At 46.8% G+C, this 24,885-nt stretch carries 20 protein-coding genes, 6 tRNA genes and 1 other RNA gene; 1 reads left to right on the plus strand and 26 read right to left on the minus strand.

Annotated features, from left to right (window positions below; all coding sequences use genetic code 11):
- Positions 1-83: 83 nt before the first annotated feature.
- From OXH00_12960 to OXH00_13080, 25 genes are all read right to left on the minus strand, one after another.
- The gene (locus OXH00_12960; GenBank protein MCY3741925.1) at positions 84-1,238 is read right to left on the minus strand and encodes an NHL repeat-containing protein; all 1,155 of its coding nucleotides are present in this window, start codon (positions 1,236-1,238) and stop codon (positions 84-86) included.
- Positions 1,180-1,902, minus strand: coding sequence for a hypothetical protein (locus OXH00_12965; protein MCY3741926.1), 723 nt, complete (start codon positions 1,900-1,902; stop codon positions 1,180-1,182). The genes OXH00_12960 and OXH00_12965 overlap by 59 nt, the downstream gene beginning before the upstream one ends.
- Positions 1,903-1,990: 88 nt before the next feature.
- The gene (locus tag OXH00_12970) at positions 1,991-3,127 is read right to left on the minus strand and encodes an ROK family protein (GenBank protein MCY3741927.1); all 1,137 of its coding nucleotides are present in this window, start codon (positions 3,125-3,127) and stop codon (positions 1,991-1,993) included.
- Positions 3,128-3,260: 133 nt separating this feature from the next.
- Positions 3,261-4,583 (minus strand): galactokinase, encoded by a 1,323-nt coding sequence (gene galK / locus OXH00_12975; protein ID MCY3741928.1) that lies wholly within the window; start codon positions 4,581-4,583, stop codon positions 3,261-3,263.
- 38 nt (positions 4,584-4,621) lie between these two features.
- A complete protein-coding gene (locus OXH00_12980; GenBank protein ID MCY3741929.1) occupies positions 4,622-5,344 on the minus strand; it encodes a hypothetical protein in 723 nt (240 codons plus the stop codon).
- 278 nt (positions 5,345-5,622) lie between these two features.
- Positions 5,623-5,982 carry an STAS domain-containing protein gene (locus tag OXH00_12985; protein MCY3741930.1) on the minus strand — a complete coding sequence of 120 codons (360 nt, stop codon included), beginning with the start codon at positions 5,980-5,982 and terminating at the stop codon, positions 5,623-5,625.
- A 208-nt stretch (positions 5,983-6,190) separates the two neighbouring features.
- On the minus strand, positions 6,191-6,901 hold the full coding sequence (locus OXH00_12990; GenBank protein MCY3741931.1) for an ATP-binding protein: 711 nt from the start codon (positions 6,899-6,901) through the stop codon (positions 6,191-6,193).
- Between the two features lie 124 nt (positions 6,902-7,025).
- A complete protein-coding gene (locus OXH00_12995; GenBank protein MCY3741932.1) occupies positions 7,026-8,270 on the minus strand; it encodes a SpoIIE family protein phosphatase in 1,245 nt (414 codons plus the stop codon).
- The gene (locus tag OXH00_13000; protein ID MCY3741933.1) at positions 8,263-10,719 is read right to left on the minus strand and encodes an ATP-binding protein; all 2,457 of its coding nucleotides are present in this window, start codon (positions 10,717-10,719) and stop codon (positions 8,263-8,265) included. The genes OXH00_12995 and OXH00_13000 overlap by 8 nt, the downstream gene beginning before the upstream one ends.
- A gap of 84 nt (positions 10,720-10,803) precedes the next feature.
- Entirely contained in the window at positions 10,804-11,142 is a 339-nt protein-coding gene (locus OXH00_13005; protein MCY3741934.1) for an STAS domain-containing protein, read from the minus strand.
- A gap of 254 nt (positions 11,143-11,396) precedes the next feature.
- A complete protein-coding gene (rsmG, locus tag OXH00_13010) occupies positions 11,397-12,026 on the minus strand; it encodes a 16S rRNA (guanine(527)-N(7))-methyltransferase RsmG (GenBank protein ID MCY3741935.1) in 630 nt (209 codons plus the stop codon).
- Positions 12,027-12,248: 222 nt separating this feature from the next.
- Positions 12,249-14,123: a tRNA uridine-5-carboxymethylaminomethyl(34) synthesis enzyme MnmG gene (gene mnmG, locus OXH00_13015; GenBank protein ID MCY3741936.1), complete on the minus strand. Its 1,875-nt coding sequence runs from the start codon at positions 14,121-14,123 to the stop codon at positions 12,249-12,251.
- A gap of 140 nt (positions 14,124-14,263) precedes the next feature.
- Positions 14,264-15,229: a M28 family peptidase gene (locus OXH00_13020; GenBank protein ID MCY3741937.1), complete on the minus strand. Its 966-nt coding sequence runs from the start codon at positions 15,227-15,229 to the stop codon at positions 14,264-14,266.
- Positions 15,230-15,844, minus strand: coding sequence for a recombination mediator RecR (gene recR / locus OXH00_13025; GenBank protein MCY3741938.1), 615 nt, complete (start codon positions 15,842-15,844; stop codon positions 15,230-15,232).
- A 106-nt stretch (positions 15,845-15,950) separates the two neighbouring features.
- On the minus strand, positions 15,951-16,259 hold the full coding sequence (locus OXH00_13030) for a YbaB/EbfC family nucleoid-associated protein (GenBank protein MCY3741939.1): 309 nt from the start codon (positions 16,257-16,259) through the stop codon (positions 15,951-15,953).
- 134 nt (positions 16,260-16,393) lie between these two features.
- Positions 16,394-18,184 (minus strand): DNA polymerase III subunit gamma/tau, encoded by a 1,791-nt coding sequence (gene dnaX / locus OXH00_13035; GenBank protein MCY3741940.1) that lies wholly within the window; start codon positions 18,182-18,184, stop codon positions 16,394-16,396.
- A gap of 71 nt (positions 18,185-18,255) precedes the next feature.
- Positions 18,256-18,520, minus strand: an RNA gene (gene ffs / locus OXH00_13040) — signal recognition particle sRNA large type.
- A gap of 23 nt (positions 18,521-18,543) precedes the next feature.
- Positions 18,544-18,635: transfer RNA gene (locus tag OXH00_13045), tRNA-Ser, on the minus strand.
- A gap of 132 nt (positions 18,636-18,767) precedes the next feature.
- Positions 18,768-18,840 (minus strand) — tRNA-Ala (locus tag OXH00_13050).
- Between the two features lie 168 nt (positions 18,841-19,008).
- Positions 19,009-19,093: transfer RNA gene (locus OXH00_13055), tRNA-Ser, on the minus strand.
- A 53-nt stretch (positions 19,094-19,146) separates the two neighbouring features.
- The gene (tadA, locus tag OXH00_13060; protein ID MCY3741941.1) at positions 19,147-19,605 is read right to left on the minus strand and encodes a tRNA adenosine(34) deaminase TadA; all 459 of its coding nucleotides are present in this window, start codon (positions 19,603-19,605) and stop codon (positions 19,147-19,149) included.
- A gap of 25 nt (positions 19,606-19,630) precedes the next feature.
- A tRNA-Arg gene (locus OXH00_13065) sits at positions 19,631-19,704 on the minus strand.
- 73 nt (positions 19,705-19,777) lie between these two features.
- Positions 19,778-19,862 (minus strand) — tRNA-Ser (locus OXH00_13070).
- Between the two features lie 4 nt (positions 19,863-19,866).
- Positions 19,867-19,954, minus strand: a tRNA-Ser gene (locus tag OXH00_13075).
- A 378-nt stretch (positions 19,955-20,332) separates the two neighbouring features.
- The gene (locus OXH00_13080; GenBank protein ID MCY3741942.1) at positions 20,333-20,980 is read right to left on the minus strand and encodes a sigma-70 family RNA polymerase sigma factor; all 648 of its coding nucleotides are present in this window, start codon (positions 20,978-20,980) and stop codon (positions 20,333-20,335) included.
- A 783-nt stretch (positions 20,981-21,763) separates the two neighbouring features.
- Here OXH00_13080 and OXH00_13085 point away from each other — a divergent pair.
- Positions 21,764-23,260, plus strand: a complete 1,497-nt coding sequence (locus OXH00_13085; GenBank protein ID MCY3741943.1) for an ATP-binding protein — start codon at positions 21,764-21,766, stop codon at positions 23,258-23,260.
- A gap of 120 nt (positions 23,261-23,380) precedes the next feature.
- Here OXH00_13085 and OXH00_13090 read toward each other — a convergent pair whose 3' ends face one another.
- Positions 23,381-24,742 (minus strand): T9SS type A sorting domain-containing protein, encoded by a 1,362-nt coding sequence (locus tag OXH00_13090; GenBank protein MCY3741944.1) that lies wholly within the window; start codon positions 24,740-24,742, stop codon positions 23,381-23,383.
- Positions 24,743-24,885: the final 143 nt, after the last annotated feature.

The raw sequence follows: 24,885 nt of genomic DNA on the forward strand, positions 1-24,885 counted from the left end.
AGACGCAAGCGTTACAGAACGCCTTTTTTCTTTACCGGCAGCCGAAAGGTTTTTCGCAGAAAAACCGCCCCGAGAGCCGATGGCTATTTTTTACGGAAGACTTGGAATACTTTTATATTATTCGCTTCCGCATCGCTCACGAAGACGCGTCCACTTTTTGAGACTGCGATGCCTATCGGTTCAAGGAGCGTAGGGGTGCTAAATTCTGTGATGCTCTTACCATCAGGTGCGAAGACTTGGATACGCCGATTACCGCTGTCCGTTATGTAAAGATAATTCCAATCGTCTAAGACAATGCACTTCGGTTCCCGCAGCTGCCCGAGCCTGTCTCCTTCACCACCCCAAGCACTGATAGGATTGCCGCTGAAGTCGTATTTTTTGATGAGATGGTTACCTGTATCAACAACGTAAACATTCCCCTGGGTATCAACACCGAGGTCTGTAGGATTCCAGAATTGTTCCGTACCACCCCCGAAGCTGCCGCGTGCGACAACTGGAACCCCCGCAACGTTAAATTCAATCCAGCGATGATTACCGGTATCCACAACATACACCTCGCCATTGCGTCCAATACCGATGCCTTCGGGTTGGTCTAACAGGGTGCCTTCAATACTCTGACTGAGCGGATAAAAAATTTGATCAATGAAATTGCAGTATTGTACCCGATTGTTCCGTGTGTCTGCGACATAGAGGTGTCGGTAACTCCGCTGGAAACTCAAGGCTATGTCTGATGGATGATCAAACTCACCTGTCTGCCACCCGCGTCCTCCGAATTCCGTGATGTAATTTCCAGTGGCATCAATAACTTGTACTCGGTTGTTCCCGGCATCGGCGATGTAGAGCCTATCCGATTCATCTATTGCGAGTCCCAAGGGCATCTGAAATTCACCCGCGCCTTGTCCAGGGGTGCCAAGGGTTTTAACGTAGCGAATACCGACGATAGGAAGCGGTGTGCGTTCACGGTTCGATGGGAGAATTTCAATCTGCCCCTTCCCAGTAACAGGTGGGGACCCCGGCTGCGCGATTTCACTTTCAGGTAGCGCACAACCGAAACAAAGGACGATGAGCAGCAAACAGAAGGAGTAGTTAACAGTAGCCAGTAGCCAGTAACCAGTAAAGAAGCTTCCCTTCTGGTAACTGGTAACTGGTAACTGGTAACTGGTAAGCGGAGTACTCAGATTAGCCGCGTTGTACCCTAAATTTGAAAACGAATGTCGTTTGTTGGTTATTGAAATCACTTGTGACTCTCGGCACAATGATCCGTAGGCTGCTATACTTAATACTTCGTTTGCGGAAGTAGAGGAAAAATCTCGCGTATTGCTTCGGCATCACTGTTGTTCTTTCAATGTCTGCTCGAGGCAGGACTGCTGGGGCACCTTGTATTCTGATGGACTTGTCCCATCGGAAGACTTCTGCCGCAAATTCAGGTGGCAGATTCGGTCTAAAATTCTTCTTCAGATAAAAGGATTGCTGCGATTTGTCAATGGGTTTTGTAACGTTCCCGGTGCCATCAAGCATCTGGCAATCCTTCTTTTTGAAAGAGACCCAATGGTTGGTCCCGTTATAGATAAAGACACCGAACGCATCAACTGCCTTCACATCATTGAGCGGGACCACCATTACCTTGATGCCGTTTCTGAGATAACCGACGGTGCCTGTCTGGGGCATAATGTGAGCATCTGGATCAAAGACAGGGACAATCATCTCTGGTTGGAAGGTATCTTTTATGAAATCTGGCACCTTGGCACAGCTTAACGGAATTGATGCTAAACAGAGTACCGCTAAAATTTGTAAGACAGACACGCGAGGCAGCTCGGCAATTTTCCGATCAACCGGGTCTTCGTCGGGATGGCAGTTTTGCCCGGTGTCTAAAGTTTTCAGCCAATTTGTCTTATTTTTCATTGATATTCTCCACGGCGCGCCTACAAGTTTTCTGCAGCAGGTCCCGGCAACGCGCGCATCTCAGGACAGGAAACCTGCAGGTTACGTCTTAAAACGCTGGCTTCTCACCCTCAAAGGCAAGCATCGCAGCCCCCACAATGCCAGCATCATTTCCGAGGTGTGCCTTTACAATTTTCATTTGCCCCGGTATATCCATCGCCCGTTTAGAGAGTTCAGCACGGATGGGTTCAAAGAGCAGTTTCTCACCAGCTTCTGCGATGCCACCGCCAATGATCGCGATTTCAGGATTGAGAATATGTGCTATTGAGGTGAGGGCAATGCCTATATATCGCCCTGTTTCAGCAAAAATCTCAATTGCGAGTTCGTCCCCTGCTTGTGCGGCTTCCGCTATCATCCGCGGCGTTAATGTCGTTCCGGCATTTGTTGCGGTGGTTAAAGTGGTGCTGCGTCCAGTTGCTATTTTCTCTTGGACGCGTTCCACGATATTTTTCGCACCGGCATAAGCCTCAAGACACCCTTGATTACCGCACCCACAATAACGTCCATCGGGTTGAACGACAGTATGCCCCAATTCGCCAGCCGTATTTTGGCTTCCGTGATAGACCTCACCATCAATTACCACACCGCCACCAACGCCTGTGCCGAGCGTCAACGCGACAAGGTTCTTATAGCCGACACCTGCCCCGTGATGAAGTTCACCTAAAGTCATTGCATTCACATCGTTGTCCATGCCGCGCAGTATCGGCTTGTACTTTTTATCGGTATGTGAGGACTGTAGTTTCGCCAGTTCTGCGTTTACATAAGTAACAAGGGGGATATCGCTCCACCCCGGAAAGTTCGGCGAAAAGTGGACGACCCCTGTTTCAGCGATGATAAGTCCCGGTGAACCGAGTCCAACGCCAATTTCGTATACGTCGTCTGTTTCAAATTCTCTGGTGCTGCTTAACGTAGGTTCCTGTGCCGAGTCGGACTTTGATATGCCGTGGATACCATGCGTTTCTGCTTTCACAAGCACTTGGCGAACCGCTTCAGCAATCCGCGATGCAACTATCTTGGGACCGCCTGTCTCTACGTCTGTCGGGACTACCACGCGGCAAGAGATATCTCCTACCGATGAAACCAATCCAGCCTTGATATCTGTTCCGCCAAGGTCAACGCCGATACTATGTTCCGTTTTTTCGATATTTTTAACGTTCCTTGTGGTTCGGTTAGGTGGGTTTGACACTTGAAGTCTCATTCCGTAGGTGCTTCGCAGCGAGAACTCTATTACATTACGGCTTACGTTTTTGGTTTTTTCATCAGAAACCCGATTTGGTTCTCACTGCGAAGCAGGACAAATCGGAGCAGAAACCTAATACTTAAAAAAGCCGAAAAACTTGTGCGCCGTCACTGACATTACAGAGATAAATTTCAGGTTCAATGCCGGTCTGTTTGTGGTATTCCGTTGTTACACGGGTCTGGAATGTCTCCAAAGCGTCTTGATGCACAATACTGACTGTGCATCCACCAAACCCTGCGCCCGTCATACGACTCCCAATTACGCCAGTGATGCTACGTGCGATGTCCGTGAGTAGATCTAACTCCTTGCAGCTGACTTGGTAATCATCCCGCAGCCCGTTATGTGAGGCGTTCATTAGACTCCCAAATTGTCGAAGCGATTCATCTGTTTTATCCGATGTGCTTTGGCTATGTCCCTTAAGAACGGAAACCGCATCTAATACGCGTGCATTTTCCTCAATTACATACCTGCATCTTTTTTGTGTTAATGCTGGTAATTCTTCTTCATATTTTTTGAAATCCGTTAGCGCGATATCACGTAGTGAAGAGATACCGGGTATCCACCGACTCAGAATATCCACACCTCTTTCGCATTCCGCGCGCCGTTTGTTGTATTCAGAGGCAGCGAGTTCGCGTTTTATTTTCGTATTGCAAATCACGATAGCGTGCGCTGCCAAATTGAGCGGAATATGCTCATATTCAAGCGAACGACAATCAAGGAACAGTGCGTGGTTTTCTTGTCCTAACAGCGAAATCGTCTGATCCATGATACCACACTTAACGCCAGCAAATTCATGTTCTACGCGTTGGCACAACGCTGCGAGGTCTTTCTTGTTATCCTCCAATGCTACTGTTTCAAGTTCAGAACCTGCAGTTAAAAAAGCAAGTGCTGCAGCGACTGAAAGCGCGGCTGAAGAACTTAACCCTGCGCCAATTGGCACATCCCCTGTGATGAGTGCATCTATCCCAGCGATTTCTCTCCGTGATGTTGTCGGAAGCACGCCATCACGATGATCATGATCGCGTGACTTCCGAAGAAGGAGAGATGCAACACCGATGAGATAGTGACTCCAAGCGGGTGCCTGTGGCGGTATGGTGCTCACCGTGTCAAGGCAAAATTCCCAAGAGTCGTCTACATCCAGCGCGTATAGCCTGACACGCCGATCAGATCGTTTACGCGCAGCGATGTTAAGATATTTATTAATCGCGACAGGAAACACATAACCGTCATTGTAATCAGTATGCTCACCGATAAGGTTTACTCTGCCGGGGGCGGATGCGATGAACGTAGGAGGACCCCTGAAGATCTCTTCAAACTTCTGTGTGATGAAAGCGGTTCGATTGGATTTTTTCTCGAGAGTGCTGAACGTCCTCATAACGTCGCTCGAAACGTTTTGTTCCATTTTTACCCGTAAATTGTAGGTGGTGTGGTGTCAATCAACTATGGCGAGAAAAATTTTAGAAATAGCCCTAATACGTTTGGGAGTTCCTCGCGCGGGACATAGCAATCAACGCTTATATCAGGTGCTATGCCTGTTTTTAATGTGGGTGCCTGCATGATGAGTTGTTCTTCTGGAGCATGTGGTGCGGGTTGTAGGTTCGGCGGTGCCGGTTTTTTGATGGTCGCTGTCCCTTCCGCGATAACCAATTCGCCAATAGGGAGATGCGTCGCGAGTGGGTGCACCTCGGTTTCAGTCATAACTGTGATATGCGGTAGCGAAGCCTCCGCGAGTTGTTCCATTTGCATTGTTAAGTAGGGGGTTTCTTTCAATGTATCTTCATATCCCTCCGGTTGGCAGGCGACGATCGTGATCAGTGGCATTCGTTTGTGTAAGGCGTTTTCAATGGCCGCCAGCAGCAGGGACACATCAATCTCTGCGGGAATCACATCTATATCAGCGATGAAGAGACACGCCGGATATTCTGAAATCGTCCCTTCGGCGGTAAGGCCAGCAGCGTTGGTTGAACTGATTTTTGCGACTGACAGATCATCCAACAGGTATTCGAGACGTTTCTCGGCGAGTAGAGGGAACAGCGCGCCGCAGTGTGGGCAGATATAGAGGTTCCGTTCGAGTTCGCCTCTGAAAACAACTTCCTTGCACACTGTGCATTTATGCCATAAATTGATGCTCTGTCCTGCGTCAGTAGAGATGCTTGTTTCCATATTTTTTGGTAGTTTTCAGCGTACGGGTTATCAGTTGTCAGTTGTCAGGGGAAATAGTTATCAGTTATCAGTTGTCAGTTGTCAGTTAAGACGGTTTTTGTGGAGGACCGTTGAGGTTAGTGTTCAAGCAACAGCAAACCTCTTTAACGCTCACTGTGAGGCAGACTGATAACTCTTAAAACTGACTGCCTATTGCTGATTGCTGACTGCTATTCTTTCTGACAACTGAAAGATTTTTTCGTAGAAAAAATCGTACTGAAAACTGATAACTATTAAACCTATAGGAAATGACCGATGGCTTCTGCTTCTGTATTATAGCAGTCAAAAATGGTCATCAGTTTAGCCATAACAATAAGACTTCTGATGTTGCCGCCAAGATTTAGCAGCACCACGCGTCCCTCATTCCGGCGGATAGTGGTATAAGCAGTGACGAGTATCCCTAAGCCGGTGCTATCCATCATCTGGACACGCTCCATATTTAAAATTAAATTAAGATTTTCGCCATGTTCTGCTTCGCTACTCAGTGTCTGAATCTGTTGATCAATAATGGATTTAAGAGCTAAAGCATCTGGTCCAATAATTTTTCCCTCAATATCTAAAATTGTAATACTGCCTTTGTTTCGAACATTGACTTGCATGATAATTCCTCAAAAATATGGGATACCCCAAACCTGAAGGCGCAATTATAAGATGTGATTCCATGCTTATCCACTTTAAAGGGATTCAATACCTTACATTTTGAATCCAATATGAGGAAAAGATTTGGATGTATTAGATAAAATAGGTCTTAAGACATTTCCTGGTGCGCTTAGTGTCACTCAATCCACGAAAATCGGGGAACGAATATCACTCTGCCTCCGCTGCTTCCTTATATTTAACCATTTTGATAATGGTGCCGTCGGCTTCGTAAGTAACAGCGTCCATACAGGCTTCCATCAAGAATAAGCCTCTGCCGCTGCTTTTGAGCAAATTCTCTGGGTCAAGTGGATCAGCAACTTCTTTGCGTGTGAATCCCTCGCCTTCATCCTCGATGATAATTGTGAATTTATCTTCATCGAGAAGGAACTGCATAATCGCCTTTTTGCTTGGGTCCTCTTTATTTCCGTGTTTGATCGCGTTTGTGCCCGCCTCAATGGCAGCAAGGTTAATCTGCTCTTGGATCTCCTCAGCGAAATCCGAATCTTTCAAAATCTCAGTAACGACGACATCAAGTAGGTAAACATGTCGCATTGAGCTTGGGAGAGAAAGCGTAATAACCTGTTCAGTTTCGGACGCTTTGTGCATGGATTCCTCACTCTCGTCAACAGTGGAAATGGTGAGTTCACCTCCAGTAAGAGTTAGCCGAAACATTATTGGTTTGCCTGGATCCTCTCTATCGCTGAGTTCTTCGATCGCGTTTGTACCCGCTTCAATGGCAGCAAGGTTAATCCGCTCTTGGGTGTCTTCATCAAAATCCGTCTCTTTCAAGATTTCAGTGACAACAGCCTTGAGGAGATAAACATGTCGCATTGAGCTTGGGAGAGAAAGCGTAATAACCTGTTCAGTTCTCTCGCCCACGTTTGAAGCTCCTTCTCTATACCCTTGGACGGTTTCCAAGGGTGCCTACAAGACAGGATTAAGAATTGTCCCATCTCTCATTGTTTGTTCTGCGGGCAATACCACATTGCATGCCCGTTCTGATTTAAACGTCGCGTTTTATAACAATTAAAGCCCTATCGTCATGGGTTTGTGTGCTTCCACTGAAGTGTGCTAAATCGTTAACAATCGCTTCGCATAACGCCGATGCTGACAGTGCCGCGTTTTTGGAGAGACAGGCAGCAAGCCTATCACCGCCATAGAACGTATCGGTCAGTATTGCATCTTGGCACATGTCATCCTGTTCTGAATTTGCGGGCCCGCTGTGATTTCCATCGGAAACCGGCGCGTCACCCGCCGCCGTTTCAGTGATACCATCCGTATAGAACACAAGAACATCGTTAGGTGCGAGAAGACAGGTGCTGGTCGTGAAGGTTGCTTCCTCAAATGCGCCTATCAACATACTTCCTGTTTTTAAAACATCTATACTCCGAGCATTGTTCCAGTGAAGTGGATAGCAGTGTCCGCCATTTGCGTATGTAAAGGTTGCGGTTGCGGTGTCTAATATGCCGTAGATCATCGTTGCGAACAGATCTGCCTCAGTATCACGCGCCACTAAGTCATTAATCCGTTTGAGGATTGCAGCAGGTGTGTCTTCCTCATGACAGAGTAAGCGGAGTGCTGTCCGAATCATTACCATCAACAGTGCTGCCGGGATGCCACTCCCTTTTACATCTCCGAGAACAATCCCAATCTGTGTTTCGCTGAGTGGGATGAAGTCGTAGAAATCGCCGGAGACAGATGTAGAACTTTGCAGTAATGTTGCGATGTCAAAGCCGTCGAGATTCGGTGCTTTTTCGGGTAACAATTTTTTCTGAATTGCAGCGGCGGCTTGTAGATGCCCTGCGAGTTGTTCCAATCCTTCCTCACTAAACCCTTCGCCCATTGCGCGCATAAGTGGATTGATATATTTAATGGGTCGAGTTCTACCGAGGACAGCTTCAACGCGTGCGGTTACCTCGCGTAAGTCAAAGGGTTTGGTGATGTAATCGTCAGCACCTGTATCCAAACCGCGGACTTTATCCTCTGTCTGTCCGCGCGCTGTAACTAAAATGACAGGGACATTTTTTGTTTCCTCTATGTCTTTGAGTTCTTCAATGACTTGGAAACCGTCTTTATGGGGCATCATTACATCGAGAAGGATAAGATCGGGTGGATCTGTGCGTGCGCTTTGCACTGCGCTCTCGCCATCACTTGCAGTGCGCACATTGTACCCTTCCGGCTCTAAGTTCATCTTTAAGAGTTCGAGTATATCAAGATCGTCGTCAACCACTAAAATCGTTTCAGCCATTTTTGCCCTTTTCCAACGGAATGAAAAACTGGAAGTTGCATCCGTGTCCGTTATCCCCGGTATCCACCCATAATTTTCCACCGTGTGCTTCAACAATTCCAGATGCGATTGAAAGCCCTAAGCCGGTGCCGCCCTGTTGCCGCGTCTGTACACTTCCGAGTTGTCTAAATTTATCAAAGACTTTTTCTCTTTCGTCAGCGGGGATACCCGGTCCTGTGTCGATAACTTCAACGTGGAAACCGTTGCTTTCGTCCCCGTTCTGCTCTGAAGCCGCCCGATCCCGATCATCGGGATGGGGCACTTCAGCAGAAGATTTTGATATTCTGACCGTCACCTTTCCGTTATCAGGTGTAAATTTAATGGCGTTTCCGATGAGGTTAATAAAAATTTGTCCAATCCGGTCAGCATCGCCAATCATCACGGGTAGATTCACCGGTGTCTCCAAGAGGAGAGATATAGTTTTTTCATCTGCTTGTGGACGGAGTTCTTCGATTCTCCGTTTTGCTATCCAGTCTATCTGTACCTGCTCCTGCTTCATCTCAATACGTCCGGCTTCAATCCGGGAGATGTCAAGCAGATCATTGATGAGCGCAGCAAGTCGTTTTGATTGGCGGTGTGCGCGGCTCAAACTTTCATATTGTTTCTGATTAATTTCGCCAGTCTTTCCATCGAGTATGAGCGAAATGAAACCGATGATGGATGTCAGTGGTGTCCGCAATTCATGCGAGACGAGAGAGACGAACTCCGATTTCATCTGCTCTATTTCGTGTTCATTCGTGATGTCATCAAAGACGTAGACCGTGCCAGCGATGTTGTTGCTCTCATCAGGAAAATGGCTTGCGATAATGCGAAGTATCCGAGCATCGTCAGTGTTTTGCTGGTGTCCATTGACATCCACTTCCGCAATAAATGTTTGATGCTGTGTCATCTCACGTTGCGAAGAAGACAGAATTTTCATACCGACGGTTCTCGTGTCTGGAGTTTGGGTTTCCTCGTTTGGTGCTAATACCTTTGTCCAGCGGATTGTCCCGCCTTCAGTATCGAGCGAAATAAAATTGTCATAGTCACCGGTTTCCCCGAGATTAAGGAGCCGTTCAGCTACAGGATTGACGTAGAGCACACGTCCCGAAGGTTCAACAACAATCAGTCCTTCACCGAGGTTATCAACGATGGCAGTAAGTTTTCTCTCCTCTTGCGTCAGTTTGTCAACTGCGGTCTTCAAATTCCGCCGCATTTCATTGAATTCTTCAGCGAGAACGCCGACTTCATCATCACTGTCAACGACGATTTCGCTGTCGAATTCGCCCTGCCCAATGCTACGTGCCCCTTGTGCGACTTTTAATATAGGTGTTGCTATCCGTTGCGCTGCCCACCATGCAATAAATACAACGATACAACTTGACACAATGGTAACATAAAAAATATATTTGTTTAATTCTACGACACCTGCATAAGCGGAGAAAGTCGGCCGTGAAATAAAAACTATCCAGTTGCTGAAGTTTTGTCGCTCCTTCCACCGTTCTATAGGTGAAGGTTGGGTTCGCGCCCAACCATAGACCCGCGGTTCATTGAAACTATCTGTTTCACCGTCGGCTTCATAATCGTAGTATTTTCCTTGTTCGCCTTTTTTCGCCTCAATAATCGCCTCTTCTGCTGCGTTGTTCATCTCTATGTAGGTATCTACAGGGTACCCGCTTTCAGATGAGGCGGCAATGATTTTCCCCGATTCGTTTGTTAAAATAGTGTGCGTTCCTTCAAGTTCCGAACTGGATTCGACTATGTCTTGAAGTTCGGGGAGTACCAGAACAATTCTCAGCACACCGACTGTTTTATTTTCCTCTGATGCAGCGACGGCTTTAGAAACCGTCCGTATTGGAAGTGCGATTGGAAGTAGATGCACTTTCCGTAATGCGTCATAGTGGATGTCTTCGGCGAATAGGTAGCCTACACCGTTGTTATATGCTCTTTGCCACCAGGTTGTGTTGTTCACGCGATGGGGCATGCCTCTTCGTGTAAAGTACTCCAGGCTCAAATTGTTTGATCGGAGGACATGTCCGGATGCATTTGTAATGGTTACCTCTGTTTTATCACCGGCATAAGTTTCAAGCAAGCGGATACTATCAACGAGTTGCGTCCAAACGTCAAAAAATACACCCTCTGCGCCATCAGCGGTGTTAGATCGCACAACAGCCGCTCGGATGTTTGAGAGTTCAGCTTCGACCTTTGCGATTTTCTCGGAGATGGCATTATCGGCACGGGCGAGTTTCTCTTGTGCGAGCAGCACATGGTTTTCACCGACGGTACCTTTTAATGCATTTTCACCTAACACCTTGATCGCTAATGAAATAGCGAACAACGGCATAAGTGCTACTAACAGAAAAAGTACGACCTGTTGACCGCGTAACCCGACCTTAAACCGAAAACGCTTCGTAGGATTTTTGTTTTCCATGTTTCCAAGAATAGTGCCGGACAACGCGCTTTCTGTTGAGCCAGGTTCTGCAATGCATGTCCTCGATATGTCCCATTTTTCCTGTTACATGAAAGCGTTGCGCGCGGACTCCTCCGTATCATAGATCTCAATAACGGTTGAGAGGTGCGTCACCTCCAAAACTTCTTGAACAGCCTTCTGAGGGTTGAGTAGCACCAGTTTTCCGCCCAATTCCTGACAGGACTTCAAGGTCGTCACTATTGCCCCCAACGCGCTGCTGTCAATTAACGGGACGTTCGTCAAGTCAACGACTAATTTATCATGCCCCGTTTGAAGCTGCATCTCCATTTCCTTGCGAAACGTATCTGTGGCATTCCCAAGAATCTTGCCTTCTATATGAAGGGTGGAAATGTTTTCCTTTCCGATTGTTGTATCAAAATTCATAGCACTCGTCCTTACTATCCCTCTTTAGGATGTCGTGTTTTTTCGCTCTTTGTCGCCATGTGTTGTAGTTCAACCGCAACTCATAAATAGCATAGAGACGAAGCAGAGACCTCGCCTCGCATAAATGCCTTTATGAAAGAGAAAACGCCACCACTTTAAGTAAGGTCCAGTATGGTTCTAAACCGATCGTATCGTGTGCAGGGTCGTATTTATGAGATAGGCTCTAAGCGGACGAAACAGTATCTTCCCCGTGCTCATGTGTTACTGCGGCGCACCACAACGTAACTTCGATTGAATTTTGGGTTTGTGAAAACGGTTTCAATGTTTCCACCAAGCGCGCTCATGTGCGTCGTGCTGTCATCAATTTCAGTATCTATTCTTTCCTGCCCAAGTTTGTAAGCCACCCACTTTCCTGTCGGTTTCAAGAACGGCAGACAGTACACAGCAGAATCCCGAAGCGTTGCGACGTAACGGGTGAAAACCCAATCGTAGGCACCAACACGATCCGGATCTCGTGCACAAACTTCCGCCCGTTCAGTCAATACCTCAACGTTTACCTTTTGATGAGCGTTTACCTCTTGATAAAGGTTTAATTGCGAGATTAGAAATTTTAGGAAACTCCCTTTCTTTTCTGATGCTTCAACAAGCGTTAATCGGATGTCTGGCACGTAAATTTTCAGGACGATTCCTGGAAATCCAGCACCTGTCCCGATGTCAATCACAGCGTCCCCTTTTTTTACTGCTATATGCTCCAAAACACTTAAGGAATCAAGAAAATGCTTATGAACAATCTCATTCTCATCTGTGATTGCGGTCAGATTTATACGCGCATTCCACCGAAGCAGTTCGGCACGATACTTGTCAAACTGTGTTGCCTGATGCATGGTTAACGGAAACCCGTGCCGATTGAAAGTTTCTTGTAATAAAACGTGCTTGTCCTGTGCCAAAATTTTTTAAATATTGGGTTTTGCTCCGTTTTGTCCCCCTTCCCAGTAACGGGTGGGGACCCTGTCCAAAACGGGTTTTAGACGAGAACAAACGGATATTGTTATATTACGTGTAACTTGACCAACTTGTAGGAGCGAGTTTCAAATCGTGATCTACTTTCATGCTCTCTTTTGATGAAGGATAACCGTCAAGATTGAAATGTCGGCTGGTGAAACGCCGGGCAGTCGCGACGCTTGCCCAATAGAGGCGGGACGAATCTTTGTAAGTTTTTCTCGTGCTTCCGTCTTTAGCCCCTGAACGTTCGCATAGTCGAATGTATCCGGGATTCGGAAATTCTCCAATCTCTTGAATTGGTGAATCTGTCGCTGTTGCCGTTGGATGTACCCATCGTATTTAATCTGAATTTCTACCTGTTCCTGCACGGCAGATGGCAATGTCTCACTGGGCGGTGCGATTTGGGTTATATGTTCATAACGAAGTTCTGGCCGTTTCAAGAGGTCAGCCAATGAGGTCGGTTGCTTTAGTTCGCCCGTCTGGAGAATATTTTTTAAATTCTTCAGAGTCGCTGTGGTTGGCTTAAGAAGCGTCTCCTGTAACCGTTTCAATTCTGCTTGTATGTCCGCTGCTTTGTTTTGGAATAGGTGGAATGTGTTGTCATCAACCAGCCCGATTTGCCTGCCGATTTCGGTAAGCCGTAAGTCAGCGTTGTCTTCTCGCAACGCCAATCTATATTCAGCGCGCGAAGTGAACATACGGTAAGGCTCGCGGATGTCGAGCGTAACCAGATCGTCAATAAGCACGGCTATATACGCCTGTGCCCTATCCAGCACAAGCGGTTTTTCGCCTTTGACCTTTAGCGCAGCATTGATACCAGCCATAAGTCCTTGTGCGGCGGCTTCCTCGTACCCCGTGGTGCCATTGAGTTGTCCAGCGAAGTAGAGTCCTTGCACCTTCTTAGTCTCAAGTGTCGGTTGTAGTTGTGTCGCTGGGGCGAAATCGTATTCCACGGCGTATCCGAAGCGCATGACCTCAGCGTTCTCTAATCCTTTGATGCTATGCACCATCTCTACCTGTACATCTTCGGGGAGGCTCGCGGAAATACCGTTGAGGTAAATTTCATCCGTATCCCGTCCCTCCGGTTCTACGAAGACTTGATGCTCGGTTTTTTCAGAAAAGCGGACAACCTTATCTTCAATTGATGGACAATAGCGGGGACCAATCCCTACAATACGCCCACTGTACATTGCAGAACGGTGCAGATTCTCGCGAATGACATCGTGTGTTGTTTCATTTGTATAAGTGAGGTAACATGGGAGTTGTGACTGCGTGATCCGTTCGGTTGAGAATGAGAAGGGAAGAGGGTTTTCGTCCCCGGGTTGGATCTCCATCACGCTGAAGTCAACCGTCTGGGCATTGACGCGCGGCGGTGTGCCTGTTTTGAGCCGCCCAATTTCAAAGCCGAGGTTTAAAAAACTTTCTGAGAGTTTTTCTGCTGAAGATTCGCCTGCCCTGCCTGCGCTATATGAAACATCACCGATATGAATGATGCCTTTTAGGAAAGTACCTGTCGTCAGAATTACAGTATCTCCGAAGTAAGCGGTTTGTGTCTGACTCAGAATCCCGATGCACCGTCCATTTTCCACGAGGAGTTCTTCAACCAATACCTGTTTGATGTCAAGCCTTTGTTGCGCTTCCAAGACGCGTTTCATTTCATCTTGATACGCCTTTTTATCGGCTTGTGCGCGACTTGAGCGAACCGCGGGTCCCTTTTTGGTATTCAAACGTCGAAATTGAATCCCTGTCTTGTCGATGTTCTTTGCCATCTCACCGCCGAGCGCGTCTATCTCTTTAACGAGATGTCCCTTGGCGAGACCACCGATAGCGGGGTTGCAAGACATCTTAGCAATCGTATCCAGATTGATTGTGACGATAAGCGTTTCACAGCCCATGCGCGCGGCAGCGAGTGCGGCTTCGCAACCCGCGTGTCCCGCACCAACAACGATAACGTCATAATGTTTGTGATAGGTATTCATTTTTTTACTTGTCAGTTTTCAGTTTTCAATTTTCAGTTAAAGAGATGCGCTGTAGCAGTAACACACTTTGTAACCGCCAGACGATATTAACCGACGACTGATAACCGATAACTGATACCTACTGACGACTGATAATTCTTCTACAGTCCGTCATAAATAATGCTAATAACGAGTGTCGCGACGACTTCTAAACTTTTAGGGCTACATTTATCAACTGTATCTTCAATTGTATGCCAATAAGGGTAATCGAAGTCGATGATGTCAACCATCGGGATACCGACTTCGATTAAGGGAACGTGATCATCCATAATCGCACGGCCTAAGCGTTGTTGAAAAGGTCCCAAACCGAGGGTTGATGCTCGATTCCATATAGCCTCAGTGAACTCGCGATTTGCAGTCCAAGAGTAGCGTTCTATTGGGAGTGTCAAATCTTTGTCACCCACCATATCTAACAAAATCCCGTAATCTGGCTTCCATTTTCCGAGGTTTTTGGCAAAAAACCGGGAGCCGATAAACATATCGTCGGTAGACCTACCGTAATCCTCACCATCGAAAAGCACAATAACAACCCGTCGCGGTGGCGGATGCGTTTTCAAGACTCTGGCAATTTCAAGGAGGATCGCGACGCCTGAGGCGCCATCATTGGCACCGAGAATCGGTATATCCCGATTTTCCGGTTTTGGATCGTGATCGGCGAAGGGTCGCGTATCCCAATGTGCTGCGAGTAGCAGCGTTTCACCCGTGGAAGGTCCGAACTCTGCCAAGATATTATTCAGCTGCAGCGTCTCAGTTTTTGCCTTGTACGTGTGCGGTTGAAGTGCTACACTGTTCGCATATTTCTGAAGTTCAACAAAGAGATAATCCTGTGTTTCGCGATGCGCCACTGAGCCTGGTGGTCGCGGGCCGAATTCACACTGTTTTTCCAATGCTGCAAACGCGCGCTGGGCATCAAAGGTTGCATTCGCTTGGCGAGCCGTGCTTGCCCTGAAATCGGTGGTGTCTTTTAATTCTATTTTTTCGCTATTTGAATCCGGTTCCGCGCACGCGATACTAAGCACACCACAATACAGATAGATTAAAAGTAGTAGGAAACACTGTGTTCTCATCTAAGCCTTTCGCCTGCCTTCGAGTGCTTTCGCAAGGGTTACCTCGTCAATGTACTCCAAATCTCCACCTACAGGAATACCGTAAGCAATACGAGTAACAGTGACTTCAAACCTTTCGAGATGTTGTGTAAGATAAAGGGCAGTTGCCTGTCCTTCTGTTGTCCAATTCGTGGCAAGAATTACCTCTTGCACCGGTTCACTGTTTGCAGAGGATTCCTTGATTCTTTGAAAGAGCGTGTTAATTCCGAGTTCGTCCGGTCCGGTCCCGTCTAACGGTGAGAGTACGCCCCCAAGTACATGATATAAACCTTTATAACCGTTAGTTCTTTCAATAGCCCAGAGATCATCCGACTCTTCAACAACACAAATCATCCGGGTGTCGCGGCGTGGGCTTGTACAAATATAACACGGATTTGTATCGGTAATCGTGCCACAGACATCGCAGTAGCAGAGTTGTTGTTTTACCTGTGCGATGGCTTCTGCGATTTGGGCGGTTTCAGTGTCAGGTAACTTTAGCATAAAAAACGCTAAACGTTGCGCTGTCTTCTGACCAATCGTCGGTAACTTTTGGAGTTCAGTGATAAGTTTCGCCAGCGGTTTCGGGTATTCTTGCATGGATTCTTTGTGCGGCAAAGCCGTCAGCCATCAGTAAAAGAGGTATTTGGTTACGCGAAAACCTCTTTGCTGACGGTCTCCGACGGCTGACAGCCGATAGCCATTCTTATGGGAGTCCGGGAATTTTAAGACCGCCAGTCAATTTACTCATTTCCGCGGACATCAATTCTTGCGATTGTTGCAGTGCCTCATTGACAGCTGCGACAACGAGGTCCTCAAGCATTTCGGTATCTTCCGGGTCAACAACTTCCGGTGTAATCCGGAGTGAGATGACTTCCTGTTGTCCATTGACGACAGCGGTTACCATTCCACCTCCGACAGTTGCTTCGACAGTTCGGTTTGCGAGTTCTTCTCGGATTTCAAGCATCCGTTTTTGCATTTGTTGTGCCTGTTTCATCAGGTCGTTCATCTTCATAGTTTTTGTCCTATCACCAAGCAGCTTTGGATCTCGTGTACATCCGTGTTTCGTTCCCGTTTGTTACAAAATGCTTGGTGTCATAAAAGTTTCCTTACTTATAAGATACGCTTTCCCAATTTGGGAAACGGCGATTATTGGGTTTCCAAAACTGTAGCATCAAAAAGTTCAAGTGCTGTTTTGAGCTGCGGATCGTCTTGCGCCTCAACTCTTCGCATGAGTGGTGTCTTTCGTTCTACTTTCTCAGTCGCATCTTGAGCAGAAGCTGATTCTGGGACAGTATCCAACGCAACCAGCTCAATCGTCACGGACATGCCGATTTCCTGCGTTAGAATGTTAGTTATGATTGTCTTGTCTTCTTCCGTAACCATTGAGAGATGTGTGGGTGAACAAGCGATTTTAACCGCATTTGTGCCGTTCACAGCCGGAACAGAGCCTTCTAACAAACCGTACCTGAGTTTCATAGGCAATTTTGGTTTTAATCCTTCCCAAAACAGTGGCAGGTCTGCAAGGTCCCGGGATCCTTGTGGCGTTGACGAAGGGTTTGGGACATTCAGACCTGATGAAGCGGAAGTTACGGATTGCTCTTTAGATTGTGTGTTCACCTTATCCTTTCCGAAATCGGAAGCGGATGAACCGGCAGGTTTTCGACTCGTTTGGAAAAGCGGCTGTGATGCTGCGGTTTCTCTATCCGACGGATCTACTTCTGAAGACGGAAATTGTTGTTGCGGCGGTTCGGAAATCCCCGCGGCATCAAATTTCTGTTCTAAGGCGGACAATTTATCAACAATTTCTTGAAGCGGGAGGCCCTCTTCAAGTGAGTTAAGTTGAATGAACGCAGCCTCTAATTGGAGTTGTGGGTAACCATACTGTTTAATATCGCGGTCGGTATGCATCAATATCTTAATGATCCGCGAGAGTCGGCTGACCGACATCTGCTCCGCCTTCTGCTTGAGTTCCGACAAATCTGATTGAGGACTTTGAATTAGATCACTTAAGTTGTCGTCAATTGCTAAAAGACGTAGGTCTCGAAAATAGCCGATGAGTTGATCCAAGCATTGCGACAGGTCTGTCCCTTGTTTTGTTAAGTCGTTTAGCGTTTTTAGGCTCTTTGAAATATCTCTTTCCGTAATTGCCGTTGTAAGTTTTCGGAGCAGGGCACTCGAACCGAGTCCGATGATTTGTTCAACGGCATCCGTTGTCAAATCCTTGCCAGCGGATGAAACGAGACGTTCCAACAGATTTTCGGCATCCCTTAAACAGCCTTCAGATTGACGGGTGATGAGCGTGAGTACATCCAGGTCCGCTGAAATTTCTTCTTCTTTGGCAATTAACTGTAAGCGTGCAATTATCTTTTCATCTTCGAGATGTCGGAAATCGAAATCTTGACAACGGGAGCTAATTGTCTTCGGTATTTTAGCATGCTCGGTCGTTGCCATGATGAATATGACGTGTGGCGGTGGTTCTTCAAGCGTTTTAAGCAGCGCGTTGAACGCCTCTGTTGAGAGCATGTGCGCTTCATCTATGATATAGATTTTGTAGGTGCAGGTAGCAGGAGAGAGTTTAACGTTTTCCCGAAGGTCTCGAATTGTATCAATACCGCGATTGGAGGCGGCATCCATCTCAAATACATCAAGCGACCGGTCCTGTGAGATGTCGTTACAGAAGACGCATTGATTGCAAGGTTCTGCGGTTTGGATAGTGTCAAATTCGGTTTCTCGAACACGGTTAGGGCAGTTAACGGCTTTGGCAAAGATACGTGCGACGGTGGTTTTACCGGTACCGCGAGGTCCCCAAAAGAGATAGGCATGCCCGACGCGTTCAGACAGAATCTGATTTTTCAACGTTGTGGTAACGTGTTCCTGTCCGACAACGTCACTGAAGTTTTGCGGACGCCATCTTTGGGCGAGAACCTCGTAAGACATTGCGCAATCCTTTCCTGTACGGTTTGGGAATGAGATATGGTCTGTCCAGATACTATGTGCAAAAAAAATGGCTATGCACCCAGAGTTGACATGCTTCTCCAGGCGTTGCCCGCGCCGTTAGCTCAGGTCAGGCACCCTTGCGTCACACGAACAACTCATCTACCGCTGCTTCCTTCCGGACCTGACGGGGTTCAACAAGCACTCGTTGCTCAAGACCCAACCCTCAACACTACGTACGTGGGACAGACCCCACAGAAACAGGCCGCATACTGGGGATTCAGTCCTGCTATAGCGGATTGCAGATACAGGGCACCGCTACCTCCCCACTTAGCATAGCCAAGATATTAAACACAAAAAACTGGCGGAGAGAGTGGGATTCGAACCCACGGTACTGCAAAACAGCACACATGATTTCCAGTCATGCCAGTTCAACCAACTCCTGCATCTCTCCGTTTTATAGTTGTCAGTACGATTTTTCTCTCACTGCGAGGCATGAAAAAATCTTTCAGTTCTCAGTTAAGAGACTTTGAAACTATCGAAAACCTCTTGTAACTGACAACTGTTAACTGTTAACTATCATGTATGGAGCAGACGGGATTTGAACCCGTGACCTCATCCGTGCGAGGGATGCACTCTCCCAACTGAGCTACTGCCCCACGTGCTGCAAAACTTAAGCGTCTTGCAATAATCAGAGTGTGTCTCATAAATACGATCTGTCCAAATTCACCTCAGTGGCGGGTCGGGGTTACAAACCCCTCCTACGATTTATGAGATAGGCTGTAAACTTTTTTGATGTTATCGTTCACCACGAAAATATCGAAAAACGGAGAGAGTGGGATTCGAACCCACGGTGGCTTGCGCCACAACAGTTTTCGAGACTGTCCAGTTCAACCACTCCTGCATCTCTCCTTATGGTGCATGATAACGATAGCGTAGCGGACCTTCAACGCTGGATTCATCTTTTACTGTTTATGGCGGCGTTCTTGGAAAAAAGACTTTAGCAGCGCGCTGCTCTCATCTGCTAACACGCCACTTACCAATTCAACCCGATGATTTAGCCGTTCATCTTGGAGAATATTGTAGAGTGTGCCAGCTGCTCCAGATTTCGGGTCTGCCGTGCCGTAAACTACTTTTGGAATGCGCGCTAAAACAATAGCACCCGCACACATTGGGCACGGCTCTAACGTCACATAAAGCGTTGTGTCAACAAATCGCCAGTTCCCGATTTGTTCGGATGCCGCTTGTATGACAAGCATTTCCGCATGAGCGATAGGACTACCAGATTGTTCACGCAGATTGGACGCTTCAGCGATACGGACATCGTTGCTAACGAGTATCGCACCGACTGGTACTTCGCCCTTCTCGGCGGCTTTTTCTGCTAACTCAAGTGCTTGTCCCATCCAGAAAAGATCGCTATCCAAATTTTATCCAACAAATAACTTATGAAGCGCCTGAGAGGATTCGAACCCCTGGCCTTCTGATCCGTAGTCAGATGCTCTAATCCACTGAGCTACAGGCGCGCATCGTACTTTATTGAAGTGTTAGGCATCTATGCTTTGCCTATCCTTCATGTCTGATTTGTTGCTTTAAAGACGGAGAGGGTGGGATTCGAACCCACGATGGCTTACGCCATAACTGCTTAGCAGGCAGTCCAGTTCAACCACTCCTGCACCTCTCCATAATGGCGGTGGGAGTAGGATTCGAACCCACGATGGCTTGCGCCATAACGGTTTTCAAGACCGCCGCTTTCGTCCACTCAGCCATCCCACCTATGGTTCATTCTTCGTATTGTCTACCGTATATATTATACAATATCTGGGGCGTTTTGTCAAGTTACATATCAATATTAATGTCAGAGATGTTTGGTTTTCATGCCATTTTCGCCCTATTAAGTCTGAACTGTGATCTCTGTGATTTTTCTGATTTTTGTGATAAGATCTCTGGTGAAAAATAAGGTTCTGATTGTGGTGTTGAAGTTTCGACAAAGATGGCGTTCTCGGTGAACAGCTGAGTTGTTAGGACCGGGTTTTCAGTATTCAGTTTCTTGTGATGGGTGCTCTTATCATGGGAATCATAGCCATCAGAGAAATCACAGTTCAGAAGCCAGAGGTCGCTCCTATAGGGAAGCGTCTGTGATCTATTTCAGTTCTACTGAATTTCTCCGTTCCATTCGAGCGGTTCATTTCGCAAGTAGGGGAGCAGCATACCTTGAAGCTGCCGGTGTGCATGGTGCAAGTGCGCTTTAACCGTGCCTTCCGACCTGTTTAGCAGTGCTGCGATCTCTTTGATCGCGAGTTCGCGTCGATGCCGCAGATTAAAGACCCGACGCTGACCGGGTGGGAGTTTCTTCACCGCCTTTCTGATGATAAGCCCAAGTTCCTTCTCATCAAGAAGTTGCTCAGGAGACGGATGGTCATCGGTCATTCTTAGCACCTCGTCTGCTTCAGGCGGTAATTCTTCAAACGTAAGCACCTTATCGCGGTTCCGTTTGCGCTGAAAGTCGATACTGCAATTGATCGCAATCCGGTAGATCCAACTATAAAACGCTGAACCGCCTTTGAAGTTGGGTAGGGCATTGAACGCTTTCAGAAAAACCTCTTGGCAGAGGTCTTTTGCTGTTTCCTGATCGCGCACCCGTTGGTACATGAGGTTGTAAATTTTCTTTTGATATTTAAGCATGAGAGGATTAAAAGCCTCTGTGTCGCCGCTCTGGAACTGATTGACAAGTGAATCCTCATCAATCTGTTCAAGTTCGGTGTCCGTGTAAGAAGTGATGCTTTTTTGGGTAAATGTCATGTCTATTTTCTCCATAGGGCGCAAAGTTAACTTTAAAGTACCTCAGTTTATTGGTCACCATTGTAGAATCATTTAATTTAATAAGTACACACCGTGTGTGCCAGAAAGTTCCTAATTTCCCATAATTTCCCATAATTTCCCATATATTAGACGTGTTTGATCGGATTTTGTTCGGTTAAAATATCACTCGCAAGGATGCGCTGCTTCAATTGTTTTCAGTGTAGGATGGACGCATCACGAGATTTTGATTTTTAACCCCCTAAATCCCCTTATTAGAGGACTTAATAGACCAACTATGGCTTCCAAAAAAGTTACCAACCGTGTGAAAAAGATACCAAATGGTATCTTTTTTATTTTTTTGATAATTTTTTACACCTGCGTTTAAAACCAGTCACAGTAAGGGTTTAGGAACGTTTTTCTCTGGTTTTCCGTTGCAGAAAAAAAGATACCACGGAAAGTGTAACATTTTGCTAATTGTCGGAATCAAGATTTTACTATATTCCTAATTTTAGTTTACATTATATATGATAATATATTTGGCTTAGGGATGCAAATTTGTTTTTATTCGCTGAAGGAACAATCATGGTTGACATGCCAACCGCGTTGGATTATACTAACAGCAGCCTCAGTGAAGTTATTGCATATATGTTGATGAATCACCGCATAAGGTTTGCTCCAGCACATTTCTTCTTGAAATGAAAATAGGTTTCAATTGTTAGTGACGCGATTTGTAGGTGAAAAGGGTGCATAATTTAAGAAAATTGAGATTTTGTGTTATCCAAAATGAAATCTATCACATGCGTATCAGGTTTCGGTAGCAAACGACATGCAAAAGACCTCTACAACTTGTTTATCGTGGCAATCAAAGAAAAGAGGGTTCCGATGCGTCGGTATGGCATTCAAACCAAAATTGTTCTTCCGTTCATGCTTCTCTTCGCTCTGGTTGCTATTGTGCTCCCGTTAGTTGCCGTTGAAATCTTCGCGTGGAAATACGACGAACAGTTTACGCGTGAAACGGAAGGCTGGCTGGATACCATCACCAAAACGGGATACTTTGGGGAGGATCCAGAAAAAATCAAAAGTGCTTATAGCGTTGAGATTATGATTTTTGGCTCTGATTACACGCTTAATGGTACCACGCTGGATAAACTCTCAGATGTAGAAGGAGATTGGACGAATTTAGCAGACAAAATGCGGCTCCGTGAGGTCAAGCCACGTCTTGAGAATCCAGATGGAAAATCTGTTATCCAAGACATTACGCTTAACGGAAAGCCGTATAAAGTTTTTTATCTCCCGCTGAGCCTTGGACGATATTACTGCTTGCTGCGTCCGATGGAAGCGATCGCCGAGGCGAAACGGACGCTTACGTGGTACATGCTCAGCATTGCTGTGCTTGTTATAGGACTGGTCGCCCTTATCAGCCACCTCATTGGGAGGAACTTAACGAACCCAATCAAAGTTTTGGTTGACTCTACGGCGCGCGTCGCGACGGGGGAACTTGATGAGCAGTGTGACATAAAAACACATGATGAGATCGGTGATCTCGCCGCTGCGTTTAACCAGATGACCAGAGATCTAAAACAGTCAAGAGATCAATTGATTCAAGCAGAACGCTTGGCGACAGCGGGAAAAATGTCTGCTTCGTTCGCGCACGAGATACGGAATCCGTTATCATCTATGCGGATGTTGGCACAGATGTTGATGCAGAAACCAGAGATGGCAGTCGAGAAACATCAGCAATCGCTGCGTTATATTCTTGAAGAGATTGAACAAATTGATACGATTGTTAAGGGACTGATGGACTTCGCGCGTCCGACAGCACTTAACCTCGCCCCACAGCCACTCGCGCCTGTCCTGCAAGCCGTCTTGGCATTGATGGAAGCCAACTTGGCACACCACAAAATTCAGTTAGTGTTAGATTTGTTACCTGAAACCCCAGAAATTCAATTTGATTCAGATAAATTGAAGCAGGCGTTTATGAATGTCATTCTAAACGCGATGGAGGCGATGCCGCAAGGCGGTGTGTTGAAAGTCTCTACAATGGTGAATGAAGACACGGTCGGCATCAAAGTTGTTGATAACGGTGTCGGGATACCAGCGGAAGATTTAGCACATCTGTTTGAACCGTTCTTTACGAAGAAAACGAGAGGCACAGGTCTTGGTTTGGCAAATGTGAAACGGATTCTTGAGGAACATGGCGGTAGCGTCGAAATTGAAAGCACGCTCGGTGAAGGGACTGAAGTGTCGTTGTGGCTGCCGTTGTCGGTTGTTAGTTGTTAGTACTCGGTATCCATTCCCGCTCCGTCCGGGTTGTTGAATGCTGAACTTTGATTTCTCTGATTTCTGCGATTCCTATGATAAGAGATGTAATCACAGAGAACTGATAACTGCGGACTCGTTTTATTTTTGGATTAGCATTTTTTGGATGGCAGTAAAATCATCTGCTTTGAGGTTATAGAAATAGATACCGCTCGCGACAGGTTCGCCCTGACCGTTCTTACCGTCCCAATAGGCAGCACTGGATTTGTCGTGGTAGATGCCTGCCTGTTTATGTCCTAATGCAAGTGTTTTAACCAATTTCCCATCCGCGGCATAGATGGATACGCTGACATCTGCAGGTGTTGCCAACTGATACGGTATCCACGTCTCTGGGTTAAATGGGTTCGGGTAGTTGGGCAAGAGCGATGTTTCTGCAGGTCGTACAGCGGGGGCCTTGGCAACGTTTATGTCTGGCGTGGTGTCAACATCGTTGAAGTAGAAAGTCCTAACGATGATCCACATTCTGCCACGCAAAAACCACCCATCTTCGATCTCCCCCCAGAGTCTAATTGAACGGTCACTGGTTCGCTCCCATCCGCTTACGCTCGCTGTCCCTGTGGAAGTCAGCAGTTCAATGTCAGAAACCTGTACAATACTAAATGGATTTTGAAATGTGAGCGTCTTTTCCCAGGCGCGTGTGCCACCCCGAAACCTTGTTTCCCCGTAAACTTCAATTGCCTGCATATCCGACCAGTAATCAAGGTAATTTGTTTCAAAGGAAGGGGCTTGTGACGGAACAATGACCGTATTCGGGTTGAGATGGATATTTTGGAGCAAACCTACGTCAATCTGGAATTCGTACCATTCCTCGCCTACTGTCTCAAATTCTGGCTGCCACGCCAGCGACCACTGAGCGTCAAGCTGCTCTGCGGTCCACCATTTGAAATGTCCGTTCGGGTCAGCGATGAGGAATTCATCCCACCGGGTATCATAGCCTACAGCGACCACCCAGTGATACCCTCTATTTGAGAGCCGCAGGAGCAGAATAGGCGGGCGATTTTCATCGATGTAGCGTCGCAAGTCGTCAAGCGTTCTTCTGCTGTACCAATGTGCGGGGACATCTGATGCGTTGAGTGCCTGTCGGAGCTCGCTCGGCACTGTCCCGAATGCAACGGTATTGATGCCTCCTGCCTTCCAGATATCCTTGAGTCGCCTGTGTTTTCTGTGGTAGTAGAGTAGCATCTGAACGCTGTTGGGACCGCAGTTTTTATCGAACTGCTCCATTATGATGAAATCGCTTCCACCTTTGTGTGGAATGTATCCGTTGGCAATCGGATCAAACCGTGTTAGATCAAGTGGGAGCCCTTTGAGGGTGACGATTTCGTTGCCTTTGCCGTAAGGATACGGATAGACCTCTGCCTCGCTGCATATTGGGGTAGCAGCAAGCATTAGTAGGACAAGCGCGATGTGGAGCGTGTTATAGGAATAGTGAAGATGTCTCATATTCTTTCCTCTTGATGCAGTTTACCAAAACCTTCGTTTTTTAGTCAAGTCGAAAACGGAAAATCTTCTATCCAAAAAAAGATGATTGTGATATAGTATGCGGCAAGGTTAGGAGAATTTACGTAACTCTACTTTGAAAGGCA

The organism is Candidatus Poribacteria bacterium, assembly GCA_026706025.1.
Lineage (GTDB): Bacteria > Poribacteria > WGA-4E > WGA-4E > WGA-3G > WGA-3G.

Coding starts and splice junctions, on each gene's coding strand:
- OXH00_12965 (MCY3741926.1), bottom strand. CDS start 1,902: ATGAAAAATAAGACAAATTGGCTGAAAACTTTAGACACCGGGCAAAAC.
- galK (MCY3741928.1), bottom strand. CDS start 4,583: ATGGAACAAAACGTTTCGAGCGACGTTATGAGGACGTTCAGCACTCTC.
- OXH00_12980 (MCY3741929.1), bottom strand. CDS start 5,344: ATGGAAACAAGCATCTCTACTGACGCAGGACAGAGCATCAATTTATGG.
- OXH00_12985 (MCY3741930.1), bottom strand. CDS start 5,982: ATGCAAGTCAATGTTCGAAACAAAGGCAGTATTACAATTTTAGATATT.
- OXH00_12995 (MCY3741932.1), bottom strand. CDS start 8,270: ATGGCTGAAACGATTTTAGTGGTTGACGACGATCTTGATATACTCGAA.
- OXH00_13000 (MCY3741933.1), bottom strand. CDS start 10,719: ATGGAAAACAAAAATCCTACGAAGCGTTTTCGGTTTAAGGTCGGGTTA.
- OXH00_13005 (MCY3741934.1), bottom strand. CDS start 11,142: ATGAATTTTGATACAACAATCGGAAAGGAAAACATTTCCACCCTTCAT.
- rsmG (MCY3741935.1), bottom strand. CDS start 12,026: ATGCATCAGGCAACACAGTTTGACAAGTATCGTGCCGAACTGCTTCGG.
- mnmG (MCY3741936.1), bottom strand. CDS start 14,123: ATGAATACCTATCACAAACATTATGACGTTATCGTTGTTGGTGCGGGA.
- OXH00_13020 (MCY3741937.1), bottom strand. CDS start 15,229: ATGAGAACACAGTGTTTCCTACTACTTTTAATCTATCTGTATTGTGGT.
- recR (MCY3741938.1), bottom strand. CDS start 15,844: ATGCAAGAATACCCGAAACCGCTGGCGAAACTTATCACTGAACTCCAA.
- OXH00_13030 (MCY3741939.1), bottom strand. CDS start 16,259: ATGAAGATGAACGACCTGATGAAACAGGCACAACAAATGCAAAAACGG.
- dnaX (MCY3741940.1), bottom strand. CDS start 18,184: ATGTCTTACGAGGTTCTCGCCCAAAGATGGCGTCCGCAAAACTTCAGT.
- OXH00_13080 (MCY3741942.1), bottom strand. CDS start 20,980: ATGACATTTACCCAAAAAAGCATCACTTCTTACACGGACACCGAACTT.
- OXH00_13085 (MCY3741943.1), top strand. CDS start 21,764: ATGAAATCTATCACATGCGTATCAGGTTTCGGTAGCAAACGACATGCA.
- OXH00_13090 (MCY3741944.1), bottom strand. CDS start 24,742: ATGAGACATCTTCACTATTCCTATAACACGCTCCACATCGCGCTTGTC.